Below are 20414 nucleotides of genomic sequence, written 5' to 3' on the forward strand. Positions count from 1 at the left end.
AATCAGTAGTGGACGTACTGGAGCTTACCGGCTTCGGCGGCGCTGAACGTACGGGTCGAAATCACGCCCAATCCCTTGGCATTGGATTCGGAGATCTCAATGGAGCCGTCGGCATTGATCTTTTCCAGAACGGCAACATGGCCGTACGTGCCATCGGCATTGGCCTGGCCAGGAGCGAACACCACAGCATCACCGACATGGCGAGGAGTGTTGTCCACCCAATAGCCCAGAGCGGAAGCTGACGCCGCCCACTCGCCACCATTGCCGAAGTTGCCGCTGGAAGGCAGTCCCAGTTCGGCACGACGCTGGTACGCGTACCACGTGCACTGACCCCACGGATAGTTGTTGGAGTTGGTGCCAACGGCATGGTTCGGGTTGAAGCCAGCCGGCACAGCATCGCCATCGGCATCCATGAGAGCCGACACCACAGGATTGTTCGCATTATTGCGATTCATCAGCTTGGCGTCCAAGGTGCTGTCTGATTTGCTCAGCCCCCAACCGCCTTCATTGGTGGACTGTGCGGTAACGGAGGATGAACTCAGATCAGTACGTGCTTCGGAACGAGAAGCCGCAGTCACATCGCTGATGCGCTTAATCTGCGTGGTCGTCGTGGCCGGATCGGCCACGAACGAGTTCGTGGCGTCTTTATTGTTGGAAAATGCGAGAGCACCTGCGGCCGTGCCGACCAGAGCGGCCAGTGAGGCCGAGGCAAGAATATGGCTACGGTGTTCAGCGGCACGAGCGGCCTCACGAATGGAACGACGAGTCTGGGGAGCGATTTCATTGATCTTCTCGGCAATGGCCGGATCAAGCCCCAAAACAACGGCGTCGCTGCCAGCGGATTGCACCGCGCGCACGGCACGAACGGAATGAGAACCCTTGCCGGAGGCAAACAGTGCCTTCGCTAAGCTGAACTTCTGGCGCGAGACCGTGGTCGCTTTATGCGAAGCATGCTTCATACTACGTTAACTCCTTGGATGGGTTCGGCGGGGTCATTGCGATGACCTCGTATGACCGTCACGATTGAGTACTGTACAACAAACAGAGGTCAATCCTCAATGCGATTCCCCGCCATCTGGGTGTGTCAAACGATTTACGTAACCGTGCGGCAGGGTGAAAGACTGCCTTGTTTCCGCCCGTTCACGAACCTCACTATCCGGTTATCGGAAGAATCACTAACTCATGTCATTCCGACACACCGTAGCCATGATGTGCTGCGTACATTCTGCACTGCATTCCGCATTGCATTCCGCATTGCCACCACTGCCGCCCGGCACCCCGGAATTCCGCAGTAGCCCCGCAGTAATCCCGCACACCGAGCATTATCCGCGATATTCCCCAACACTGGTCTACCCTTGAAACCATGACTATCACACTGAGTATTCCCGAGTCGCTGAAGCCCGAAGATGGTCGCTTCGGCTCCGGTCCCAGCAAAATCCGCCCCGAACAGATCGCCGCGCTCGATGCCGGCGCCACCACCCTGCTTGGCACATCACATCGCCAGGCACCAGTCAAGCAACTGGTCGCTTCGATTCGTGAAGGTCTGCGCGAGTTCTTCCACCTGTCTGAAGGGTATGAGGTGGCGCTTGGCAACGGTGGCGCCAGCGCATTCTGGGAGATTGCCTGCGCTTCGCTGATCACCCGTCGCGCCGCCTTCGGCACGTATGGCTCGTTCAGTGCCAAGTTCGCCGCGTCCGCCGCGAACGCACCCTTCCTTGAAGACCCGGTGCTGTTCCCCGGCGAGCCGGGCACTTACCGTCTGCCTGAGCTCACCGAGGGCGTGGACACATATTGCTGGGCTCACAACGAGACCTCCACTGGTGTGGCCGCCCCGATTCGCCGCGTGGCCGGAAGTCGTGAAGCCGGTGCCTTGACCGTCATCGACGGCACCAGCGCAGCCGGCGCTTTGCCTGTGGACATCAGCCAGACCGACGTCTACTACTTCTCACCGCAGAAGGCCTTCGGTGCCGATGGCGGTCTGTGGGTCGCCATCCTCTCCCCCGAAGCTATCGATCGTGCGGCAGGCGTCGAATCAAGCGCTCATCTGGAAGGCGCACATCGCTGGGTGCCGCCGTTCCTCTCGCTGACCACGGCACTGAACAACTCCCGCAAGGATCAGACCCTGAATACGCCCGCCGTGGCCACCCTGATCATGATGGAAAACCAGATTCGCTGGCTCAACAACAACGGCGGCCTCGCCTGGGCCACCACGCGTTGCGCCAAGTCCGCATCCATCCTGTACTCGTGGGCCGAGCGCTCCGAATACGCCGCTCCGTTCGTCGTCGATGCGGACGCCCGCTCGAACGCCGTGGTCACCATTGATCTGGACGAGCGCGTCCAGGCCTCCCAGATACTGTCCATCCTGCGCGAGAACGACATCGTGGACGCCGCCGGCTACCGCAAGCTGGGCCGCAATCAGCTGCGCGTTGGCGTGTTCCCCTCGGTGGAGCCGGCTGATGTCATGGCCTTCACCAAGTGCGTCGACTATGTGGTCGAGCACCTGTGATGGAGGTCTATGCCGCGCATGGCCGACCATATATGCCATGCACATTGATCGGTCTCAACTGATACCGATTGAATAAATCGTAGGGAGAGGTGTTTGACGCCCCTCCCTACTCTTACTACAGTGCATGAGTATGAAGTTCGCGCCTCTCATTGACCCTGCCGTCCGCAAGCCCGCACCCAAGCCCGTACGGGTGGACCTGCGTAAGGTGTTTGCCATCGGTACCGGTCTATGGATTGTGGCGTTGATTGTCGTGCTGATTCTGCTGGCCGTGGGCTACAGCGTAATGCCGTTGGTGATTATGTGCGTGGCCGGTGTCATTATTGGCTTGCTACTGCTGATTTGGGAATACTTCGACCGCTGGGACTACCGCCGCCTCGGACAGTAATAAAGTTCACTGCGCCAACGGCAACGTCAGGCTGAACGTACTGCCTTGCCCGGGCGCGCTCCATACAGTCACATCGCCATGATGGGTCAGCGCCACATGCTTGACGATGGCCAGGCCCAGTCCCACACCCTCCGCCGTGTGACTGCTCTGTTCCGCACCCCGATAGAACCGCTCGAAGATGCGCGCCTGATCCTTCTTAGCGATGCCCGTGCCTTGGTCGATTACGCGAATCACCGCACGGTCGCCATCCTTGTCTTTGGATGCGGACACGCTGACCACGCCATTTTCCTTGGAATAGCCGATGGCGTTTTCGATGAGCTTGGTCACGGCACCGTCGATCTGGTCCGCCTCACCATTGATGACTAGATCATCGTCGCCCTTGATGTTCAGCTGCACGCCAGCCGCGGCCGCCTGCGGCTCCAGTCGCGCCACCGTGGCCCTGAGCTGTTCCATAACGTTCAGTCGGTTGGCGGAAGACGGCGTAATCGGCTCCTGTGCGCGTATGAGCAGTAGCAAATCGGACACCATATGGTTGAGCTTGCTGCAGCTGGAACGCACCTGGCGGGCATCGGCAGCCACCTGCTGTTCGTCCAGATTGCCGGACTCCAGCGAATCGGCGAGTTTGGCCAAAGCTTCGGTGGGGCCCAACAATTGCTCGGACACATTGGTAATAAACGAGTCACGCACTTGAGCGAAACGAATCACGTCACTGACATCGGTAATCAACACGATAACGAACTGCTCGTTGATACGCCCCACAGTCACCTTCAGCCAGTTGGGGCGGTGGACGGACTGCGTGGCGACGTGATCGCCCTTGTTCTGGGCCACGACGTACCGCTCCGGAGTATCGGTGGTCAAGTCGAACTGGCGCTTGCCACCGGACTTGCGCGCCTCGTGAATGGCATCCAGCACCTGCTGCTGGGCAATGGCGTCATCCGACACCACACCCAGGCGGTAGGCGGCGGGATTGCAGCGGACCACCTCGTCGTGCTCGTCGACCACCACGGACGCACCCGGCAGCATGGACAGCAGCGTGGCAGTGTCGTCGGACAGATCGTCATTATCGTCATCATCGGCCAGCGGCGATTCCACGTACACTCGATGTGTCGCAAATCCCACGATGAGCGTGATGATTCCCACCACAAATAAAACAGCCGCGACAATAAGAGCAATCGCGGCGACGAGCGGCATCTGTGTCATGCCCCCATTCTTTCACACCACACGCTGGGATTGCGGTTTCCCGGCACGCCGGTAACATGAATTTCAGGTGAACAACCCAATGAACAGTAGAACAACTTGAGGTTGCCATTACCTACGTTGAAGTGGGGAGCAAGTACTGGAATAATACACTGGTACAGGTTGCAGTAAGCAAGCATGAAAGGCTAGAGAAATGCGCGTTATTTTCAACGAGGAGCTGAAGCAGGTTGCCGATGACCTCGACCGTATGGCGCAGGACGTGCGCAAGGCGATCAACGGCGCCGGGGAAGCCCTGCTGAACCAGGACATTGAGGCTGCACAGACTGTGATTGACGGCGACATCGAGATCGACGCCCTGGAGTCCTCCGTGATCGACCAGTGCGTCAAGCTTCTCGCCAAGCAGAACCCGGTGGCCACCGATCTGCGTGTGGTCGTCTCCACCATGCGTCTGGCTTCCACGTTCGAGCGTATGGGCGATCTTGCCCGCCACGTGGCCGAGGCCGCTCGCCGCACCTACCCCGCCGCCGCGATTCCTGAATCCGCTCAGCCGGTGTTCGCCGAGATGATCGACTTCCTGGACAACACCGCTGACCAGCTGGTGGCTATGCTCTCCGATCGCGATGCCAAGACCGCCGAGGCCATCATCCTGGCCGACGACAAGCTGGACAACCTGCACCACCAGACCTTCGATCTGGCGCTGTCCGATGACATCACCCGCCAGCAGACCGTGGACATCGTGCTGCTGGGCCGTTTCCTGGAGCGCCTCGGCGATCACGCCGTGTCCGCCGCCCGCCGTGTGGTGTACATCGTCTCCGGTTTCGACCCCACCAAGGAACCGGCCCGCGATGAAGGCACCGACATCGACTGATTGGTGGCCTGTCCTCACATTGGGCGAATAACTGAACACTTGTCCTCCTATGGTTTGAGGAGGATGCCCGAAAGCGGCGATCTGGCTACGGCTGGACGCCGTTTTTTGTTGCTTTTGGGCGGTACACCGGCGTATCCATGGGGCGGCAAAACACCCATAGGGCGGTAACTTGCCCATGGGGCGGTTTGAAGGATATGTGAAACCGCGGAATTAAGCCATTCTGGCATACCGCCCCATGAGGGTTTTACCGCCCCATGGGGGTTTTACCGCCCCATGGGGTGATCACCGCCCCATGGGGATTTGGCAGGCATAGCAAAGGGGAGCCGCACGATATGTGCGACTCCCCTTACAACTTGTACCGTGTTAGCGGCTTAGGCTCACTTCTGGCCCTGAGCGGCGACAGCAGCGGCACCGGCAGCAGCAGCCTCCGGGTCCAGGTACTCGCCACGCGGCTTGATCGGCTTGAAGTTCTCGTCCAGCTCATAAAGCAGCGGGATGGCGGTCGGGATGTTGACCTTGGCGATCTCTTCCTCAGACAGGTTGTCCAGCATCTTGACGATGGCGCGGAGGGAGTTGCCGTGGGCAGCAATCAGCACGGTCTTTCCGGCCTTGAGCTCCGGCTCGATAGCGGACTCGAAGTACGGCTTCACACGCTCAACAACGTTGGCCAGGCACTCGGCTTCCGGAACCGGATCGCCGGCGTAGCGCGGGTCGTTGTTCTGGGCGTACTGGTCGTTCGGGTCGATCTCGGGCGGCGGGGTGGCGTAAGAACGGCGCCACAGCATGAACTTTTCATCGCCGTACTCTTCGCGGATCTCGGTCTTGTTCTTGCCCTGCAGAGCGCCGTAGTGACGCTCGTTGAGACGCCAGTCACGCTGAACCGGGATCCACAGACGATCTGCGGCATCCAGAGCGATGTTGGCGGTGTTGATAGCGCGACGCAGCAGGGAGGTGAACACAATGTCCGGAAGGACGTTCTTCTCCTTGAGCAGCTCGCCGCCACGCTTGGCTTCGGCTTCACCCTGTTCGGTCAGCGGAACGTCGACCCAGCCGGTGAACTGATTGGTTTTATTCCATGCGCTCTGTCCATGACGGAGCAGTACTAGTTTGTAGGTCATACGGTTCAGTCTACCGCCTCGCACACCCAAAGACGAGTGTTTTCTCGATTATTCGAGTTATGTTTATGCAACATCTCACATTCCGTTGCACAACCATCTGCGTTCAGCTACGGAAACAAGACCATCAGGGCAAACATAACGGTATCCCATTCATCATTCCCGACTTACTGGAATACTCGCATAAAGAATCCATTCGCCATCCTCTTTGCTGGTGTTGAGCACACCTCCGATACTGTCAATCCATTGGGCATGCATCCGCAGACCATTCCCGGATCCCCTTGAACCACGATCTTCGGAATTATCGACCGTCAGATTTGCAATGCCATTGGCCTGCGTGATGATTACCTCATCATTTTTTTCTTCGATAGTCAGAAGATACGGAACGTTTTTATCCGCATATCTACTGATATTGGTGTAGATCTCGGTAATCAACCCCGATATCCGAGCTGTCACGTCAGCTGAAACACAAGCTGTTCCAGCTGCCACTTTCGATGTTCCGCCAAATCCGAGTTTACGCAAACGAACATCTCCTAAGGCACACGCATCCACAAACATATGCCATCCGTCAGGCGAAGACGATTTCGACAAGTCATCCGTTTGGGGAACCGGCCCTGCAGCAAGAAGCCTAATGACCTTATGCACATTATCCAATGTGTTCATCGCCGCTTCATTCACATCATTCCAATCACGCTGCGGAGCTGCGCCATCCTCAATGTTTTTTTGCGCAGTGAATGCAATGAACGACAATCCGCTACTAACCGTGTCATGTGTCCTGCTGGCAATCGCATCATTCTTGCGCATAATGGCCATTCGCTCTTCAATTTGGCGCATTTGCACATTTCGTGCCTTCATAACAAGTAATAGCGCACGATGCGCCTGAACGAATACAACTATCGCTAAATATGTGAGATATATCAAGCAGACAAAACTTTGCAGCCATCGCAGTACCACCTGATCTCGTAAATAGCTGTCCCCAACCTTCAGCAGAAGTAATATCGCCACTGGAATGATAATTACGAAAAAGAGTGCGAGCAGGTCGTTATCAGCCACTTTCTCCATGGAGATAATCATACGGTGCCAAACTTTTGCGGATACGTCCCGATGCGTCTTCCCCTTATGTAAAGCAAGAACCACATCATGCATGATTGAAAGAATCAAATACCCTACGGTCACCACAAGAAGCAGCAGCGACACCATTAACCAGAAGGGATCAGCATCTTGCCGATACATGTAAGCTGCAAGAAAGAAACCAGACACCAACGGCAATGCCTTTATCAGAAAAGACTTGACGGACGCAACATCTCCCTGCGTCTCATGCAACAGTTTCTCCAGCTCATTATCAAAGTCACGCAAAATTCGTTCCCCCATCTAGCCAAATGGCAATGGCCTGACCGCGACTCGCCGCACCTAATTTACGAAGCATGCGGGTCGTCAGCGTTTTAACGGTGTTTACGGAGATATCTAGCTCTTCAGACACATGCACAGAAGTGTGACCTTGAGCATACAGCTGCAAAATCTGCGCTTCTCTGACGGTAAGCGAGGCAACATCGCATGGCTCGTCGGTGGCATCATTCAGCAAAGCGTGCGCCTGCTCGCAAGTATGGAACGCGCATTCCAGACCGGTTTTATTCCATATCCCTCCCTCATGTATCGCATGAATGGCCCGGACCACACTTTTCAGATCACGCTTCGCGATGATGCCTTGCGCACCGGCATTCGAAACGGACGGAGCATATACTTCCATGGGAAACGACGTAATAGCCAGTATTGGCATCAATGGCGTTCGCAAGCGAATCCGGCGCACAACTTCAACACCTTCCATATCAGACAAAGACATGTCAGCAAGAAGCACATCCGGACGTTTCTTTTCATTCAGACAGAGTTCGATCGCTTTCCTCCCCGCCGTCACGGTCCAAGCAATCCGAATGGCGGGTTCATGTCTACGTAGATACGCGGTCAGCGCACCAATCGTCAATTCATCGTTGTCGACGATTCCCAACTTCAATACGTCTTCCATGGCTACCATACAACACCTTTTTCGCCTTTCAGGCCAGCCATGTCGCGAAAAAAGGTGACAAAACGATATCTGACACCGATCATCGATCTATCTTGGTTCATGAAAGGAAAGAAATTATGGGAAATAACAAAAAGAAATTAACAGCAGTTCTCATCACTGTTATCATCGGCGGCAGCAGTCTCCTGGTGGGGACTGAATCTGCAATGGCTGAAGATATTGCGCCGATCTATACGGCCCATACGACCTCTTCATACTCAGACCTCCAGTCTCAAAATGCTGAAACCTACTCAGGAGAAAGCCGAATCGGACTCTCTGCTGTTGCAAAGAGCGTGCTCAAGGTCTGGAATAAACTTCCAGCCTCGGCACGAAAAGCAATTGGAAAATACACAGGGCTCAGCGGATTCCTTGCTGCCATCGATCATTTCACGGGTACAGAAGAACAAGTCATCTACAGTGCCTGTCGATACGTAGGAATGGATAACGCAACCGCACAAACTGTTACAAAAATAGGCGTTGTGGAAGCGGTTAAAATTATAGCCGGAGCATCCTTCAGCTATGAGAAGTTACATGCTCTCGGCGGAGCCGCATCTGCCCTAGCTGCGGAACTGCTCGGAATCGATGGCATCAAGAAACAATGCTTCGCTTAATTAAGCACATATGAGAATCTGGAAGACGATTGCAGTGTGGTCACTCTTTGCGCTGGGGATCGTTTTGTCGATAAGCAGGCAATACGACTTTGCAATCATATCGTTCCTCGCTTCGGAGACCTTGGCCTTCCTGCATGACAACAAATAGTGGCGGCGGGCTGGAATCGTTGTTTTCCGACCCGCCATCCGCTGCCCCCGGCATTTCACCGCCTAAACCAATATCGACGAAGTCACGTAGACCAGGGCGAGCGCCAGCGAGGCAAGTGTACAGAGCGGTAGTGCTTTGCGGTAGGTTTTTCTTGCGATTGCGCATAATGCGGCAATTTGCGCCGCGCACAGTATGGCAATAACTGCGATTATTACGATCAGCGGAATGCTACTGGTTGCATATATCGACGATTGCAACAGATGGTGCAACGCAAGCAATGCCGAAATAATCAGGATTACGATAGTGAAGATAGTGCCGTTTCGCAGCCCCATTGCAGTCATCCACGTATGTTTTCCGTGATTGCGGTCAGATTCGATGTCACGCAGATTGTTGACGCACAGCACAGCAACCGCGACCAATCCCGCAGCTGAACCGCCAAGCAGTCCACTCGCCGAAATATTGCCAGACAACGCGAACATGGTGCCACAAGTGGCAACCAATCCAAAGAAAATGTATACGAAAACCTCACCAAAATAGTGGTAGCCGTAGGGATGTTTCCCACCAACATAGAACCAGCCGGCCGCCAGACATGCGATGCCGACCAGAATGAACCACCAATAGCCGGTCAACGCGATGACGGCCAGACCGCACAGGCAGGCGATCAGCGCGTTGATTCCGGCCGCGGCCAGCACCTTCTTGGGACTCACGCCGGATGCGACAAGCCGGGCGGGACCCTGCCGACGCCGCGATGACGGAAGCGTTCCCGATGCCGAATCCGGTTCCGTGGACGGTGCTTCCGCAAACGATCGCGCCGTATCGACGGCACGTCCCTCGTCGGTGCCACGCACGCCGTCGGAATAGTCGTTCGCAAAATTCGCGGCGATTTGCAGGAACAGCGCCACGCAGCCGCACAGCACCGCCACCAGCACGAACCAGCCTGCGGAGCGCTGGCATTCGCCGGCCAACGAGCCGAATCGCATCTCCCCCAGATCATGCTGCCCACCGAAGAACGGGCACGGATCATGCCATGCATCACCGCCACGCGAGTATCCGGACACGTCCGGCCATGACAACGAGGCCCCGATGATCACCGGAGCGACCGACAACGGCAACGTCTTCGGGCGAGCGCCGCGAATCCAAGTCGATATGTGCATGAGCGCCATTCTACGTGCGGTTGCGCTTTCCTGACACCACCATTGTCGGGTGAGCCACATGGCGATCGCCCGGCTGCGCGTTCCAACGTCGGACTTCGCCACGGCACGCCCGGTATGGGTTCCGACCGAGTTCCCGGAGAATCACAGCACAGGCGGACATCAAGCGCAATGGAGCCGTCACCCGCTCGGGTGCACGGAGCCGAAGGGGATTTGAGCATATAAGGTCCATTGTCCATCCTCAAAACTGGCGTTCAGCACCCCGCCCATCGATTCGATGATCGAATGATGCAGCTTCAGCCCTCGCCGCGAAGGCTCCAGACCTTCACGTTCCTTGCATGAATCGTATTGCATGACCGTCACCGACTCGGCGGCAACGGTGACGAATACGCCATATGGCTGCGCAGGATCCGCATGCTTGGCGATATTGGCATAGAGTTCGGCAATCAGATTGAAGACCTCCTTGCAAGCAGGATCCTCACAGCCCATGCCGGCAGGGAACTCGCCATCCAATCTCGATTCCCCATACAAACGAAGACTGTTCATGCGCTCATCGCCCTGGGCCATCATGGTCCGCATCCGTTCAGCCGGAGAATCCGTTGTACGCTTCCGAATCTTCGAACCCACTTGCCCGGCAGTCCACCCATCACCTTCATTCCCGGCATCGGTGGCACCGGTATCCTCATGTCGCAGCAGATCAATCACCGCATGCATCTCATCCAACGCGCGTTGCGCCGTATCGTTGACGCGATTCCAATCAGCCGCCTGCCTCGAACCATCGGCGGCGGATTCCTGCAGTTTGTTCTGCGCAAGAAAAGCGATGTACGACAGTTCTCCCGTAACGGAATCATGGATGCGACTGGCAATGCGATTATCCCGTTCGACAAGCCTCACACGCTCGGCGAGCTCATCCACACGTCGATTCCGATCGGCGACGATCCGCCTCACCTCACGCACAACCAAAGTCAGGGCGAACCACGCGATATACAAGGCATACAGCACCGCCGCCGCGATATTGACCCCGATGACGAATTCGGGTTCCAGACCAATCACGTGGATGCAAGATGCGCCGATCACCAGCACAAGAGGGACAATCACGGCGACAATGCCGAACAACCGATCGTTACGTGGGGGACGCGCGTCCTCCACGCCGCCAGGAGCCTTGGCCGCACCGCGAGATTCCCTTCTCATCGCAGCCAAGAATCCTCGCGCCGACGACCACTGAACATATACGCTATATGTCACCATCATCATAACGCAGATCCACAGGTAACCAACCCAGATATCGTTATGGGTGAGATTCCATAGCACCAGACAGCCCGCCGCGCACAGCAGCAACGGCACCGCTACCGCCATCATGGTCATGGACGAGCGTGCGGATGATATCAGATCGGACCAGATGGCATCGAATTCGTCGGATGATGCATCGCCCTGTTCCGTTTCCGACGAATGCTCTTCGGACTTCCGCTCAAGCATTATTTCCACTCGTTCCATCAGCCATCCATATGGCTATGGCCTGGCCTCGATTGGAAGCGCCAAGTTTCGCAAAAATACGATGGGAATACGTTTTGACCGTATTCTCCGTCAACCCCAGATGATCAGCAACCTGCTTGGAAGTAAGACCCCGCGTAAACAATCCGATCACGGCCTCTTCACGCTCCGTCAATCGAGGCTTCCGCCCCTCATCGCCGTGCATGGCGCGTCGATGGGCCTCCGTAGCCGGAAGGAACAGCTCGGCAACATCGCTTTCAACGCCATGAGTCCACGTGCGGTTCTGCAATACGACGCTGATGGCGTTGCAGATTGCGTTCAAATCACGTTTGGCGATGATGCCCTGCGCTCCGGCACGGGCCGCCGATTCGGCATACACCTCCAAAGGGAAAGAAGTAATTGCCAGGATAGGAGTTTTGGCGGTACGTTCCCTGATCGAGCGGATAACCCATTCCCCGGAAAGCCCGTTCAGCGACATGTCCGTGATCAGAATGTCGGGGCGCGTGCGATCGGACAAGGCTGCGGACGCTGCGCGTCCGGCGTCATCGGTAGTCCACGCCACTTCAGCCCCCAACAGATTATTGCGCAACCATGTACGCAACGCGGCCAACGTCAAATCATCATTGTCGAGTATCGCAATCGATGCGGCTTCATCTTCGTCCATAACGCCTCTTCAAAAGCATATTCGATGTCATCTCAATCATTGCCGCACCTTGCCCGCTACGCAACCTCCGTCATCCTTTCGAGCGACATGTCCTCCAGCCGGGCGACAACGCTACGCAACGCAAACCTCTTGGCTTTACATTAGTCACCAACGCATCGCCTGATGCGTCACTGAGCAATCCAGGAGGTTACTTCATGCATCTAGACACAAACAGAAAAGCAGTTGCTTCATTGCTTTCCCTCTCCCTAATCACCGGAATAGGTTTTGCCGCCGGTACGGCTACGGCAATGGCCGATGAACCATCAACCGCATCGAGCGCCGTTCCGTCAGCCGACTCTGAAATTCAACGTGACGCCTTGAGACATGCTGGTTTTACCGACGAGGAACTCACCCAGATCACCAATGATGAAGCTACGACATTGTATGAGGCTCTTATCTCAGGCAATCATGCTCTTGACGAACATGCACCCGCAACAAGAGGAGCATATTCCAAGCTCGCAAGAGCGATTCTTAGGATCTTCAACCAACTCCCCGCTTCGGTTCGCAAGGCCATTGGGCCAATCGGCAAATTCTTGGATTACATCGACCATTTCACCGGCACAACTGAGCATATCATTTACAGTGCATGCAAGGCGGTAGGGATGAATGATTGGTGGGCCAACTTCGTCACTAAGACAATCATGCTGTTCCTATAACAGTCATAGACATAAGGCAGGCATCCAATGACTCCACCGAAGAACCAGCCACAGGAAGACCCCAGAAATACCTGGAAACGGTATGTTCTGGGTAGTATCTGCCTGCTGGGAGCGATAGCAACGGCCGTGCTGTTCTTTCTCGATCTCAAAAACGGCTGGCTTCGGCGAGCCGTCACCTCCGCGATAGCGACCATAGTATTGCTTGGATACTTCGTTCGGGCGTTCCCTCCCGCAGACAAGAGCAATGCAGCCGCTTCAGAGAACATGGATGATTCGGGTTCCGAAAGAGATGATGATAATGCTTAAACCCAATACCAAACGATCGCGCACAAAGTCCGTATGGACGATCATGTTGCTTTTCCTGGCGCTTTCCTCCATTCCGCTGTGCATCGTCGACCTGTCTCAAGCCGAATGGGCATCCGCGGCGGGAGAAGGAATGGCCGCCATCGTGCTGTTGGGATTCGCTTGGGCCGAATATCACGATTCCGCACATTCGGGTACAAGCCGCGCATATCGCGAAGCACGCTCACGCTACGATGCGTGGGTGGAACAGAGGATGTATCGCCAGATAAGCAGAATCACGCTCATCGCGTGCGCGTTGACATGGACGGCATCGGTGATCGCGTATAAGGCAACGGGAAACACGGCGACGCTGTCCGTCGCGTTGGGAGCGGCACCGGCGATCATCGTCAATCTCGCACTCGCCCCGATACTCAGCCTGTGGTACGGCCATCGCTTCGAGAAGACCCACGACGGAGAAGCCACGTGGTTTCTCAATCCCGAACGGTGATGCATGGGCCAGTCCCCTGAGCCAGTACCGTCAAACAAGAGCGGGGCCATCGGAATCGTTATGATTCGAAGGCCCCGCTCTTTTGGCATACGCGTCTCAGTTCAGCGGCTTGACCAGCGGGAAGGTGATGGTTTCGCGAATGGTGGCGCCGGTCAGGGCGATCAGCAGACGGTCGATGCCCATGCCCATGCCGCCAGCCGGGGGCATGCCCACGCCGAGGGCCTCCAGGAAGTCCTCATCGATGTCGCAGGCCTCCTCGTCGCCAGCGAGCGCGTCCTTGGCCTGGGCCACGAAGCGTTCACGCTGCACGACCGGATCGTTGAGCTCGGAATAGCCGGTGGCCAGCTCAAAGCCACGCACGTACAGATCCCACTTCTCGACCACGCCGGGCTTGGTACGGTGGCCCTTGACCAGCGGGGAGGTCTCGACCGGGAAGTCGCGCACGAAGGTCGGCTCGTACAGCTTGTCCTCGTAGAAGTGCTCCCATAGGTGCTCGACGAGCTTGCCGTGGTTCTCCACGTCGTCGCGTTCCACGCCGAGCTTGTCGGCGATCTCGCCCAGGTGCTCCACGGAGGTGCCGGGGTTGTCCGGGCCGCCGTTCGGTACGATCTGCTCGCCCAACGCTTCGGACAGGGAGTCGTACATGCTGATGGTCTTCCATTCGCCGCCGAAGTCGTATTCGGTGCCGTCCAGCAACGTCACCTTGTGGCTGCCGAACACGTCCATGGCGGTTTTCTGCACAAGCTCCTTGACCAGCTGGCCGATGGAATCATAGGTGCCATACGCCTGATAGGCCTCGACCATGGTGAATTCGGGGGCGTGCGTGGCGTCGACGCCCTCATTGCGGAAATCGCGGTTGATCTCGAACACGCGATCGATGCCGCCGACCAGGCAGCGCTTGAGGAACAGTTCCGGGGCGATGCGAAGGTACAGGTCAAGGTCGAAGGCGTTCATGTGCGTGGTGAACGGGCGGGCGGCCGCGCCACCGTGCAGGGTCTGCAGCATCGGGGTTTCGACCTCGAGGAAGTCGTGGTCGTCAAAGGTGCGGCGCAGGGAGGCCACCGCCTTGGAACGGTTGCGCACCATGTTGCGGATGTTCTCGTCCGCGATCATGCCAATGTATGGCTTGCGGGTACGGGTGTCTTCGTTCAGGTCCTTGTGCAGGGCCGGCAGCGGCTGCAGGGCCTTAGAGGCGATAGCCCACTCAGTGGCGAATACGGACAGCTCGCCGGTCTTGGAGGCGATGACGCGGCCCTTGAGGTACAGGTGATCGCCAAGGTCGACCAGCTGCTTGAACTGTTTCAGGGAGTCGGCGCCGATCTCCTTCTTGGAGATCATGCCCTGGATTTTGGTGCCGTCGCCGGCGGAAAGCTGCACGAAGCACAGGCCGCCCGCGTTACGCAGGAACAGCACGCGGCCCGCGATGCCGACCATGTCTTCGGTCTCTTCGCCAGCCTCGAGCTTGCCGTCATACTTGGCGCGGACCGCCTCGATGGTGTCGGTGACGTCCAAGTGCACCGGGTAGGGGGCGAGGCCGGCCTCAAGCATCATCGCGCGCTTGGCCACGCGCATCTGCACCTGCTCGGGGTGAGCCAGCGGGCCGAACTCCTTGTTGGAGGGGTCCACGGCTTCGTCCAGCGTGGCACCGGACTTGATCTTCTCGCGGATGGTGGCGTCCTGCTTGAGCAGCATTTCCGCACGTTCGACGGTGCTCATCTGCGGGACGGCCGGGGTTTCGTTCTCAGTGTTTTCGGTATTTTCGACAACTTCAGCCATGATTCATCAGTGTACGCAAGGCCGGCGATTATGAGCCCGGCAGACCGCACGGCCATCTGAACACCCGCTCACATGACGCAAAACCGGCTCTGCACAAGGCTTGAGAGATCTGTACACATGGCGAATCCATCATCACGCAACACTCGCGACATGCCGATTTGCATTGTCCACCACCACAATGTAATATCTACGTCTGTTGCCAAACGGGCTGTAGCGCAGCTTGGTAGCGCGCTTCGTTCGGGACGAAGAGGCCGCGGGTTCAAATCCCGCCAGCCCGACAACTGGACCGGATTGTTGAGGAATCAGCAATCCGGTTTTTCGTTTCCTGTCCCAACAATCAAACCAAGCGATCGAACAGCGGTAAACAACCCGCCGCACACAGCGACAAACCGGCGCGGCAAGCCCCGTATTTGTTGGCGGACCACCGTAATATATCGCTCGAATCAATCGATTGCCGCACTGTTTTTGTAAGTAATACTGAAGTAGTTAGAGGAACCATGAAGAAGAGTCTGCTTGCACTGGCTTCGGGCGCGTTCATTCTCGGTGCCGCCGAGTTCGTGATGATGGGCATTCTGCCGCAGGCCGCGGCCGCCACCGGCGTGGACATCCCCACCGCAGGCCATTACATTTCCGCGTATGCGATCGGCGTGTGCTTCGGCACACTGATTCTGGTATTCGGCCGCAAGGTGCCGCCGAAGAACCTCATCATATTGTTTATGGTGATTGCGCTTATCGGTAATCTGGCCTCCGCGTTCTCGGTCAATGCCGCCACGCTGATTGTCGCGCGCTTCATTGCCGGCCTGCCGCACGGCGCATTTTTCGGCACCGCCACACTCATCGCCAAAACCTTGGCCGACAAGGGCAAAGAAGCACAAGCCGTATCGGTAATGGTCACCGGCCAAACCGTAGCCAATATGCTCGGCGTACCGGCGGGCACCTTGATGGCTGAGTTCCTATCCTGGCGCCTCGCATTCGGTATTCTGGCTGCATGGGCGGCAATGACCATCGTGCTAGTTCTGGCATGGATCCCCTTCGTTGCGCCGATTAAGGACGCCGGCATCGCCGGTCAGTTCAAATTCCTTACTCGTCGTGGACCGTGGGTGATTCTGGCCGCCGTATTCACCGGCAACGCAGGCGTGTTCTGCTGGTGGAGCTACGTCTCCCCTTGGCTGCAGAAGACCGGTGGCTGGTCGTCTAACCTGGTACCGCTATTGATGATGCTTGCCGGCTTCGGCATGGTGATAGGCGGTCTTATCGGCGGTCGCATCACAGATAAATGGCGCCACGCCGGCACTGCCGCGCTGGGTCAGACGATTTCCTGCATCGGCTTGCTGATGGTTTTGCTACTGCCGGGAAACCAGGGCACTACTGCTTTGCTGACCTTCTGGATCGCCTTCGGACTGTTCTTCATCTCCGCTCCGCAACAGCTGTTGATGACCGAAGCCGGCCAAGGCGGCGGCGAGCTCATCGCCGGCGCAGCCGTGCAGGTGGCCTTCAACTTCGGCAATGCCATCGGCTCGATTGTCGGCGGCGCGATGCTCACCACCTTCTCGATGAACTATCGCTATACCGGTCTGGGCGGTATGCCGCTGGCTCTGCTTGCCGTAGGGCTGCTGGCCTTCTACTCGTGGCGCTGCGAAACCGATACCGACGCCATTCACCGCATGCGCGAAATCAAGGTGGGCTGAGACCCCATATCTCAGCTCCCCTCGGTTGAGGGGAGCTGGCCGCGCAGCGGACTAAGGGGAGTAACAGCCAGCTCGAATCCTTTCGACGAGGAAAACACTGAGACCAAGCTCACAGCAAACTCCCTGACGTGTTTGTTCACAGTATTAATAGACTGAAATCAGACACGATTCAGGGAGGTCTGGCGGTATGGACGAGGAAGCACTGCTCAAACAATTCGCCGCGCAATTCGCGCATGGTCCAGACGATGCCGACGACACCGATGCGGCGGCCGCAGCACAAGGTGCCGATTCCACGGCGAACCAGGCCATGGACGGTGCCGATCAATCGCCCGCAACCTTTGATACCCAACAATTCCTGAACGGACTGGACGCGATTTTCGATCGCCACGCGGCCGCCACCGAAGCCGGTCCGTACTTGGAACAGGCAATGGTGGACGCGGAAAACGCCGGCGACGACGCCGGACTGCTCACCGTGCTCAACGAAACGATGGGTTTCTATCGCTCACAGGGCCGGCACAAGGAGAATCAGTGGATCGTGCAGCGAGCGCTGGAACTGGCCGCTCGTATGGGCTTGACCACCGGCACATCCGAGGCGTGGGCCACCACGCTAATCAATTGTGCCACCGCGATGCGCGCGGCCAAGCAATACGATCAGGCCGAGGATTTGTATCATCAGGCGCAGAGTGTCTGCCGGCATTCGCTGGCACCCACCGACCGTAGGCTCGCAGCACTGCACAATAATCTGTCGATGCTCTACAGCGAGACGCATCGGCCCGACAAGGCGGAACTGGAGTTGCGTGAAGCGCTGCGCATTATCGAAGCCTCGAGCGTGAACCCGGACGCGGATATCGACGTGGCCAGCTCGCACACGAATCTGGCGTTGACCCTGCTGCCCGAACACAAGTTGGAGGGTGCGCATTGGCATGCAGCCAGAGCGCTGGAAATCTATCGCACCGGCCATCTGGAACATTCCGCGCATTATGCCTCCGCACTGGCGGGCTTCGCGCAGGTGTGCTTTGCCGAGAGACGGTATGCGGATGCGGTTACTGGATACCGGCATGCGCTGGCCGTGATCGAGGAATGTTACGGCAAGGACACCGATTACTGGCGTATCACCGCCGACAATCTGCGGCAGGCCGAGGAAACGGCGGCGCAGGCCGGGGTGACGGTTGACAATGCGGGTGTTGCCGGCGATGCAGGCGCGCTGCCCCAGTCCGGATCGCGGCTGCCGGACAGCCCGGCACAGGACAAGACCGGTGCGGACGCGACATCTTCCCCATCCACCGTTTCGGTGTCGACCGGTTCTGCGGGCGCGGCCGAGGCCGTTTCCGCATGCCCGGTGTCCGGACTGAAGCTGGCCCGCGCGTTCTGGACGCAGATGGGCAAGCCGATGATTGCGGCGAAGTATCCGCAGTATGCCGGGCGTATCGCCGCCGGTCTGGTGGGCCATGGCTCGGAATGCTACGGATTCGATGATACGTATTCGCAGGACCACGATTTCGGCCCGCGCTTCTGCCTGTGGCTTACGGATGAGGATTACGCGGCCATCGGCGAGCAACTTGAGGCCGATTACGAGGCACTGCCGCGCAAGTTCAGCGTGGATGCGCAAGGCCGCGTGAAGTTCGAGGCACATGCCAGATCCGATGCTTCCGGGACATTCCCCTCCGCAGGTGCAGGCTCCACCGTCATACCCGATGCGACAAACGCACCCACCCCCGGCACCGCTACGGACGATGCCGCTACTGCCGAGTCAGGCGCGGCGTCCTCTGATGTGGCGGAAGCGATGATGACTCCGATTGATGCACCGCTCTCCCCCGTCACGCCGCGCGCACAGGGCGCGAATCGCCGTGACGGCGTATTCCGCATCGGTGACTTCTTTGAGTCGATCACCGGGTATCGCACTGCGCCCGCGCAAACCGCGCCGCACGAGTGGCTGATGCTGGCTGAATCGACTCTGGCCGCAGCCACCAATGGCGAAGTATTCGCAGACCCCACTGGGCAGTTCTCCAAAACACGCCAAGGGTTCAAGGATATGCCCGACGACGTGCGGCTTGCCTTGATTTCCAAGCGATTGGGCATGATCGCCCAGGCCGGTCAATATAATCTGCCGCGTTCGTTGAAACGCGGCGACGGCGCGGCCGCATGGCTGTCCATCCACGAGTTCGTGCAGGCCACCGCCTCGTTGGTGTTCCTGGTTAACGTGCCGATGGTGGTGGGCTATATGCCGTATTACAAGTGGCAGTTCGCAGCATTGCGCAAGCTGTCTGGCTCGATGTTCGCGCTGTTGCCGAACGTGGGCGAACAGTTGGAAACCGTGATGCGATTGAGTTCGGCAGCCTGCTATGGCGGGGCCGGATTCGGCGAAGGCGGCAAGGGCGCGGCTACAGCAATCGAGAAAATCAACGATATCGTGGAGCAGATTGCGGCGGATATCGTCAAGGAACTCAAACGCGAACACCTGACCACGTCCGGCGAGACCTTCCTCGAATGGCAGCGCCCGTATGTCGAGGACCACATCGCCTCTGATGATCCGGTGCTTAAGAGTTTGTAGATTCAAGCTCCCTCTGTCACGGCTTCGCCGTGCCATCTCCCTCATCAGAGGATTAGTGAAAGGAACGTCGATGACCAACGAACTGACTGATGATGAACTGCGCGAGGCTATTGTGCGCCATGAATGGGATCAGTTCCAGCGCACCAACAATGAGGGTGGACGCGCGGCATGCCAAGGCAACTGGCCGGTGTTCCACCAGATGCGGTTGGCCCAGTTCCTCACATGGGAACGGCCATTACTCACCAGCTATGCCGCTGATCTTGACGCGGCCGACCACGTGGGCCGCAACCTCGTGACCGAAAAATACGGCCGCATGATGGCCTCCACCGCGCCGGAAGATTTCACGAAGAACATAGAGCCGTATATTCCGCGTCTCTCTGAAGAACGCGTGGCCCGTCAGGAACAGGTCATCGCCCAGCAGGTCGCCTGGGCCAAGGATTTCCGCGAACGCTACCCCAAGCTCGGCGAGGCGATGCGCGTACTCACCACCACCGACGACACACCATCTGCCACCTCATTCGAAACCTATCTGCGCGGCGAGCTTGGTACGTATTCCGACCAGACCTTCGAACGTTACGAAGCGATGATTGGCGAGCGGGCCGCAGCCAGCCTGCAACGCAATATCACTGAGGAAACCTTGTTGCACACGGTCCAGCTCGGCGGTTTCGACACCTTGGAGGAGGCCGAAGCCTCCCAAGCGTAATACTCAGCCATTCACTGTG

19 protein-coding genes and 1 tRNA gene are annotated in these 20414 nt (G+C 57.7%); 11 read left to right on the forward strand and 9 right to left on the reverse strand.

Annotated elements, in window-relative coordinates; translation table 11 throughout:
• Nucleotides 1–2 precede the first annotated feature (2 nt).
• Nucleotides 3–959 carry a CHAP domain-containing protein gene (locus FYJ31_RS05280; protein ID WP_154536177.1) on the reverse strand — a complete coding sequence of 319 codons (957 nt, stop codon included), beginning with the start codon at nt 957–959 and terminating at the stop codon, nt 3–5.
• 404 nt (nt 960–1363) lie between these two features.
• Here FYJ31_RS05280 and serC point away from each other — a divergent pair, with 404 nt between their 5' ends.
• A complete protein-coding gene (gene serC / locus FYJ31_RS05285) occupies nt 1364–2506 on the forward strand; it encodes a phosphoserine transaminase (RefSeq protein ID WP_154536178.1) in 1143 nt (380 codons plus the stop codon).
• Between the two features lie 130 nt (nt 2507–2636).
• The gene (locus tag FYJ31_RS05290) at nt 2637–2891 is read left to right on the forward strand and encodes a DUF2530 domain-containing protein (protein ID WP_013141263.1); all 255 of its coding nucleotides are present in this window, start codon (nt 2637–2639) and stop codon (nt 2889–2891) included.
• A gap of 6 nt (nt 2892–2897) precedes the next feature.
• Here the strand turns inward: FYJ31_RS05290 and FYJ31_RS05295 are convergent, their stop codons facing one another.
• A complete protein-coding gene (locus FYJ31_RS05295) occupies nt 2898–4091 on the reverse strand; it encodes a sensor histidine kinase (RefSeq protein WP_154536179.1) in 1194 nt (397 codons plus the stop codon).
• Between the two features lie 190 nt (nt 4092–4281).
• Here FYJ31_RS05295 and phoU point away from each other — a divergent pair, with 190 nt between their 5' ends.
• Nucleotides 4282–4956 (forward strand): phosphate signaling complex protein PhoU, encoded by a 675-nt coding sequence (gene phoU / locus FYJ31_RS05300; RefSeq protein ID WP_012578414.1) that lies wholly within the window; start codon nt 4282–4284, stop codon nt 4954–4956.
• A 377-nt stretch (nt 4957–5333) separates the two neighbouring features.
• On the opposite strand, the gene FYJ31_RS05305 is transcribed toward phoU, so the two are convergent.
• From FYJ31_RS05305 to FYJ31_RS05315, 3 genes are all read right to left on the reverse strand, one after another.
• Nucleotides 5334–6074, reverse strand: a complete 741-nt coding sequence (locus tag FYJ31_RS05305) for a phosphoglyceromutase (protein ID WP_007052347.1) — start codon at nt 6072–6074, stop codon at nt 5334–5336.
• 153 nt (nt 6075–6227) lie between these two features.
• Nucleotides 6228–7427, reverse strand: coding sequence for a hypothetical protein (locus FYJ31_RS12760; RefSeq protein ID WP_229773857.1), 1200 nt, complete (start codon nt 7425–7427; stop codon nt 6228–6230).
• Nucleotides 7420–8100 (reverse strand): response regulator, encoded by a 681-nt coding sequence (locus FYJ31_RS05315; protein WP_154536180.1) that lies wholly within the window; start codon nt 8098–8100, stop codon nt 7420–7422. The genes FYJ31_RS12760 and FYJ31_RS05315 overlap by 8 nt, the downstream gene beginning before the upstream one ends.
• A 107-nt stretch (nt 8101–8207) precedes the next feature.
• Between FYJ31_RS05315 and FYJ31_RS05320 the strand changes: the two genes are divergently transcribed.
• On the forward strand, nt 8208–8738 hold the full coding sequence (locus FYJ31_RS05320) for a hypothetical protein (protein WP_154536181.1): 531 nt from the start codon (nt 8208–8210) through the stop codon (nt 8736–8738).
• A 210-nt stretch (nt 8739–8948) separates the two neighbouring features.
• Here the strand turns inward: FYJ31_RS05320 and menA are convergent, their stop codons facing one another.
• From menA to FYJ31_RS05335, 3 genes are all read right to left on the reverse strand, one after another.
• Nucleotides 8949–10040 carry a 1,4-dihydroxy-2-naphthoate octaprenyltransferase gene (gene menA / locus FYJ31_RS05325; RefSeq protein WP_442778610.1) on the reverse strand — a complete coding sequence of 364 codons (1092 nt, stop codon included), beginning with the start codon at nt 10038–10040 and terminating at the stop codon, nt 8949–8951.
• 177 nt (nt 10041–10217) lie between these two features.
• Nucleotides 10218–11513 (reverse strand): sensor histidine kinase, encoded by a 1296-nt coding sequence (locus tag FYJ31_RS05330; protein ID WP_195839447.1) that lies wholly within the window; start codon nt 11511–11513, stop codon nt 10218–10220.
• On the reverse strand, nt 11506–12138 hold the full coding sequence (locus FYJ31_RS05335) for a response regulator transcription factor (protein ID WP_195839448.1): 633 nt from the start codon (nt 12136–12138) through the stop codon (nt 11506–11508). Before FYJ31_RS05335 ends, FYJ31_RS05330 begins: the two co-directional genes overlap by 8 nt.
• Before the next feature lie 248 nt (nt 12139–12386).
• On the opposite strand from FYJ31_RS05335, the gene FYJ31_RS05340 reads away from it, so the two are divergent.
• The 3 genes from FYJ31_RS05340 to FYJ31_RS05350 are packed head-to-tail and all read left to right on the forward strand — an operon-like array spanning nt 12387 to nt 13677.
• Nucleotides 12387–12887 (forward strand): hypothetical protein, encoded by a 501-nt coding sequence (locus FYJ31_RS05340; protein WP_032745438.1) that lies wholly within the window; start codon nt 12387–12389, stop codon nt 12885–12887.
• Between the two features lie 27 nt (nt 12888–12914).
• On the forward strand, nt 12915–13193 hold the full coding sequence (locus FYJ31_RS05345; protein ID WP_032745439.1) for a hypothetical protein: 279 nt from the start codon (nt 12915–12917) through the stop codon (nt 13191–13193).
• A 43-nt stretch (nt 13194–13236) separates the two neighbouring features.
• Complete coding sequence (locus FYJ31_RS05350; RefSeq protein ID WP_154536184.1) at nt 13237–13677, forward strand: hypothetical protein; 441 nt, start codon at nt 13237–13239, stop codon at nt 13675–13677.
• A gap of 96 nt (nt 13678–13773) precedes the next feature.
• On the opposite strand, the gene lysS is transcribed toward FYJ31_RS05350, so the two are convergent.
• Entirely contained in the window at nt 13774–15453 is a 1680-nt protein-coding gene (lysS, locus tag FYJ31_RS05355; RefSeq protein ID WP_154536185.1) for a lysine--tRNA ligase, read from the reverse strand.
• 204 nt (nt 15454–15657) lie between these two features.
• On the opposite strand from lysS, the gene FYJ31_RS05360 reads away from it, so the two are divergent.
• The 4 genes from FYJ31_RS05360 (at nt 15658) to FYJ31_RS05375 (ending at nt 20395) form a co-directional block, all read left to right on the forward strand.
• Nucleotides 15658–15731 (forward strand) — tRNA-Pro (locus FYJ31_RS05360).
• 219 nt (nt 15732–15950) lie between these two features.
• A complete protein-coding gene (locus FYJ31_RS05365) occupies nt 15951–17141 on the forward strand; it encodes an MFS transporter (RefSeq protein WP_154536186.1) in 1191 nt (396 codons plus the stop codon).
• Nucleotides 17142–17328: 187 nt separating this feature from the next.
• Nucleotides 17329–19692, forward strand: a complete 2364-nt coding sequence (locus FYJ31_RS05370; protein ID WP_154536187.1) for a DUF4037 domain-containing protein — start codon at nt 17329–17331, stop codon at nt 19690–19692.
• Between the two features lie 70 nt (nt 19693–19762).
• Entirely contained in the window at nt 19763–20395 is a 633-nt protein-coding gene (locus tag FYJ31_RS05375) for a DUF4125 family protein (RefSeq protein ID WP_032745446.1), read from the forward strand.
• The last annotated feature ends 19 nt before the right edge of the window (nt 20396–20414 follow it).

The organism is Bifidobacterium sp. WCA-178-WT-4B, assembly GCF_009696495.1.
GTDB lineage: Bacteria > Actinomycetota > Actinomycetes > Actinomycetales > Bifidobacteriaceae > Bifidobacterium > Bifidobacterium infantis.

Coding starts and splice junctions, on each gene's coding strand:
- FYJ31_RS05280 (WP_154536177.1), bottom strand. CDS start 959: ATGAAGCATGCTTCGCATAAAGCGACCACGGTCTCGCGCCAGAAGTTC.
- serC (WP_154536178.1), top strand. CDS start 1,364: ATGACTATCACACTGAGTATTCCCGAGTCGCTGAAGCCCGAAGATGGT.
- FYJ31_RS05290 (WP_013141263.1), top strand. CDS start 2,637: ATGAAGTTCGCGCCTCTCATTGACCCTGCCGTCCGCAAGCCCGCACCC.
- FYJ31_RS05295 (WP_154536179.1), bottom strand. CDS start 4,091: ATGACACAGATGCCGCTCGTCGCCGCGATTGCTCTTATTGTCGCGGCT.
- phoU (WP_012578414.1), top strand. CDS start 4,282: ATGCGCGTTATTTTCAACGAGGAGCTGAAGCAGGTTGCCGATGACCTC.
- FYJ31_RS05305 (WP_007052347.1), bottom strand. CDS start 6,074: ATGACCTACAAACTAGTACTGCTCCGTCATGGACAGAGCGCATGGAAT.
- FYJ31_RS05315 (WP_154536180.1), bottom strand. CDS start 8,100: ATGGTAGCCATGGAAGACGTATTGAAGTTGGGAATCGTCGACAACGAT.
- FYJ31_RS05320 (WP_154536181.1), top strand. CDS start 8,208: ATGGGAAATAACAAAAAGAAATTAACAGCAGTTCTCATCACTGTTATC.
- menA (WP_442778610.1), bottom strand. CDS start 10,040: ATGCACATATCGACTTGGATTCGCGGCGCTCGCCCGAAGACGTTGCCG.
- FYJ31_RS05330 (WP_195839447.1), bottom strand. CDS start 11,513: ATGCTTGAGCGGAAGTCCGAAGAGCATTCGTCGGAAACGGAACAGGGC.
- FYJ31_RS05340 (WP_032745438.1), top strand. CDS start 12,387: ATGCATCTAGACACAAACAGAAAAGCAGTTGCTTCATTGCTTTCCCTC.
- FYJ31_RS05345 (WP_032745439.1), top strand. CDS start 12,915: ATGACTCCACCGAAGAACCAGCCACAGGAAGACCCCAGAAATACCTGG.
- FYJ31_RS05350 (WP_154536184.1), top strand. CDS start 13,237: ATGTTGCTTTTCCTGGCGCTTTCCTCCATTCCGCTGTGCATCGTCGAC.
- lysS (WP_154536185.1), bottom strand. CDS start 15,453: ATGGCTGAAGTTGTCGAAAATACCGAAAACACTGAGAACGAAACCCCG.
- FYJ31_RS05365 (WP_154536186.1), top strand. CDS start 15,951: ATGAAGAAGAGTCTGCTTGCACTGGCTTCGGGCGCGTTCATTCTCGGT.
- FYJ31_RS05370 (WP_154536187.1), top strand. CDS start 17,329: ATGGACGAGGAAGCACTGCTCAAACAATTCGCCGCGCAATTCGCGCAT.
- FYJ31_RS05375 (WP_032745446.1), top strand. CDS start 19,763: ATGACCAACGAACTGACTGATGATGAACTGCGCGAGGCTATTGTGCGC.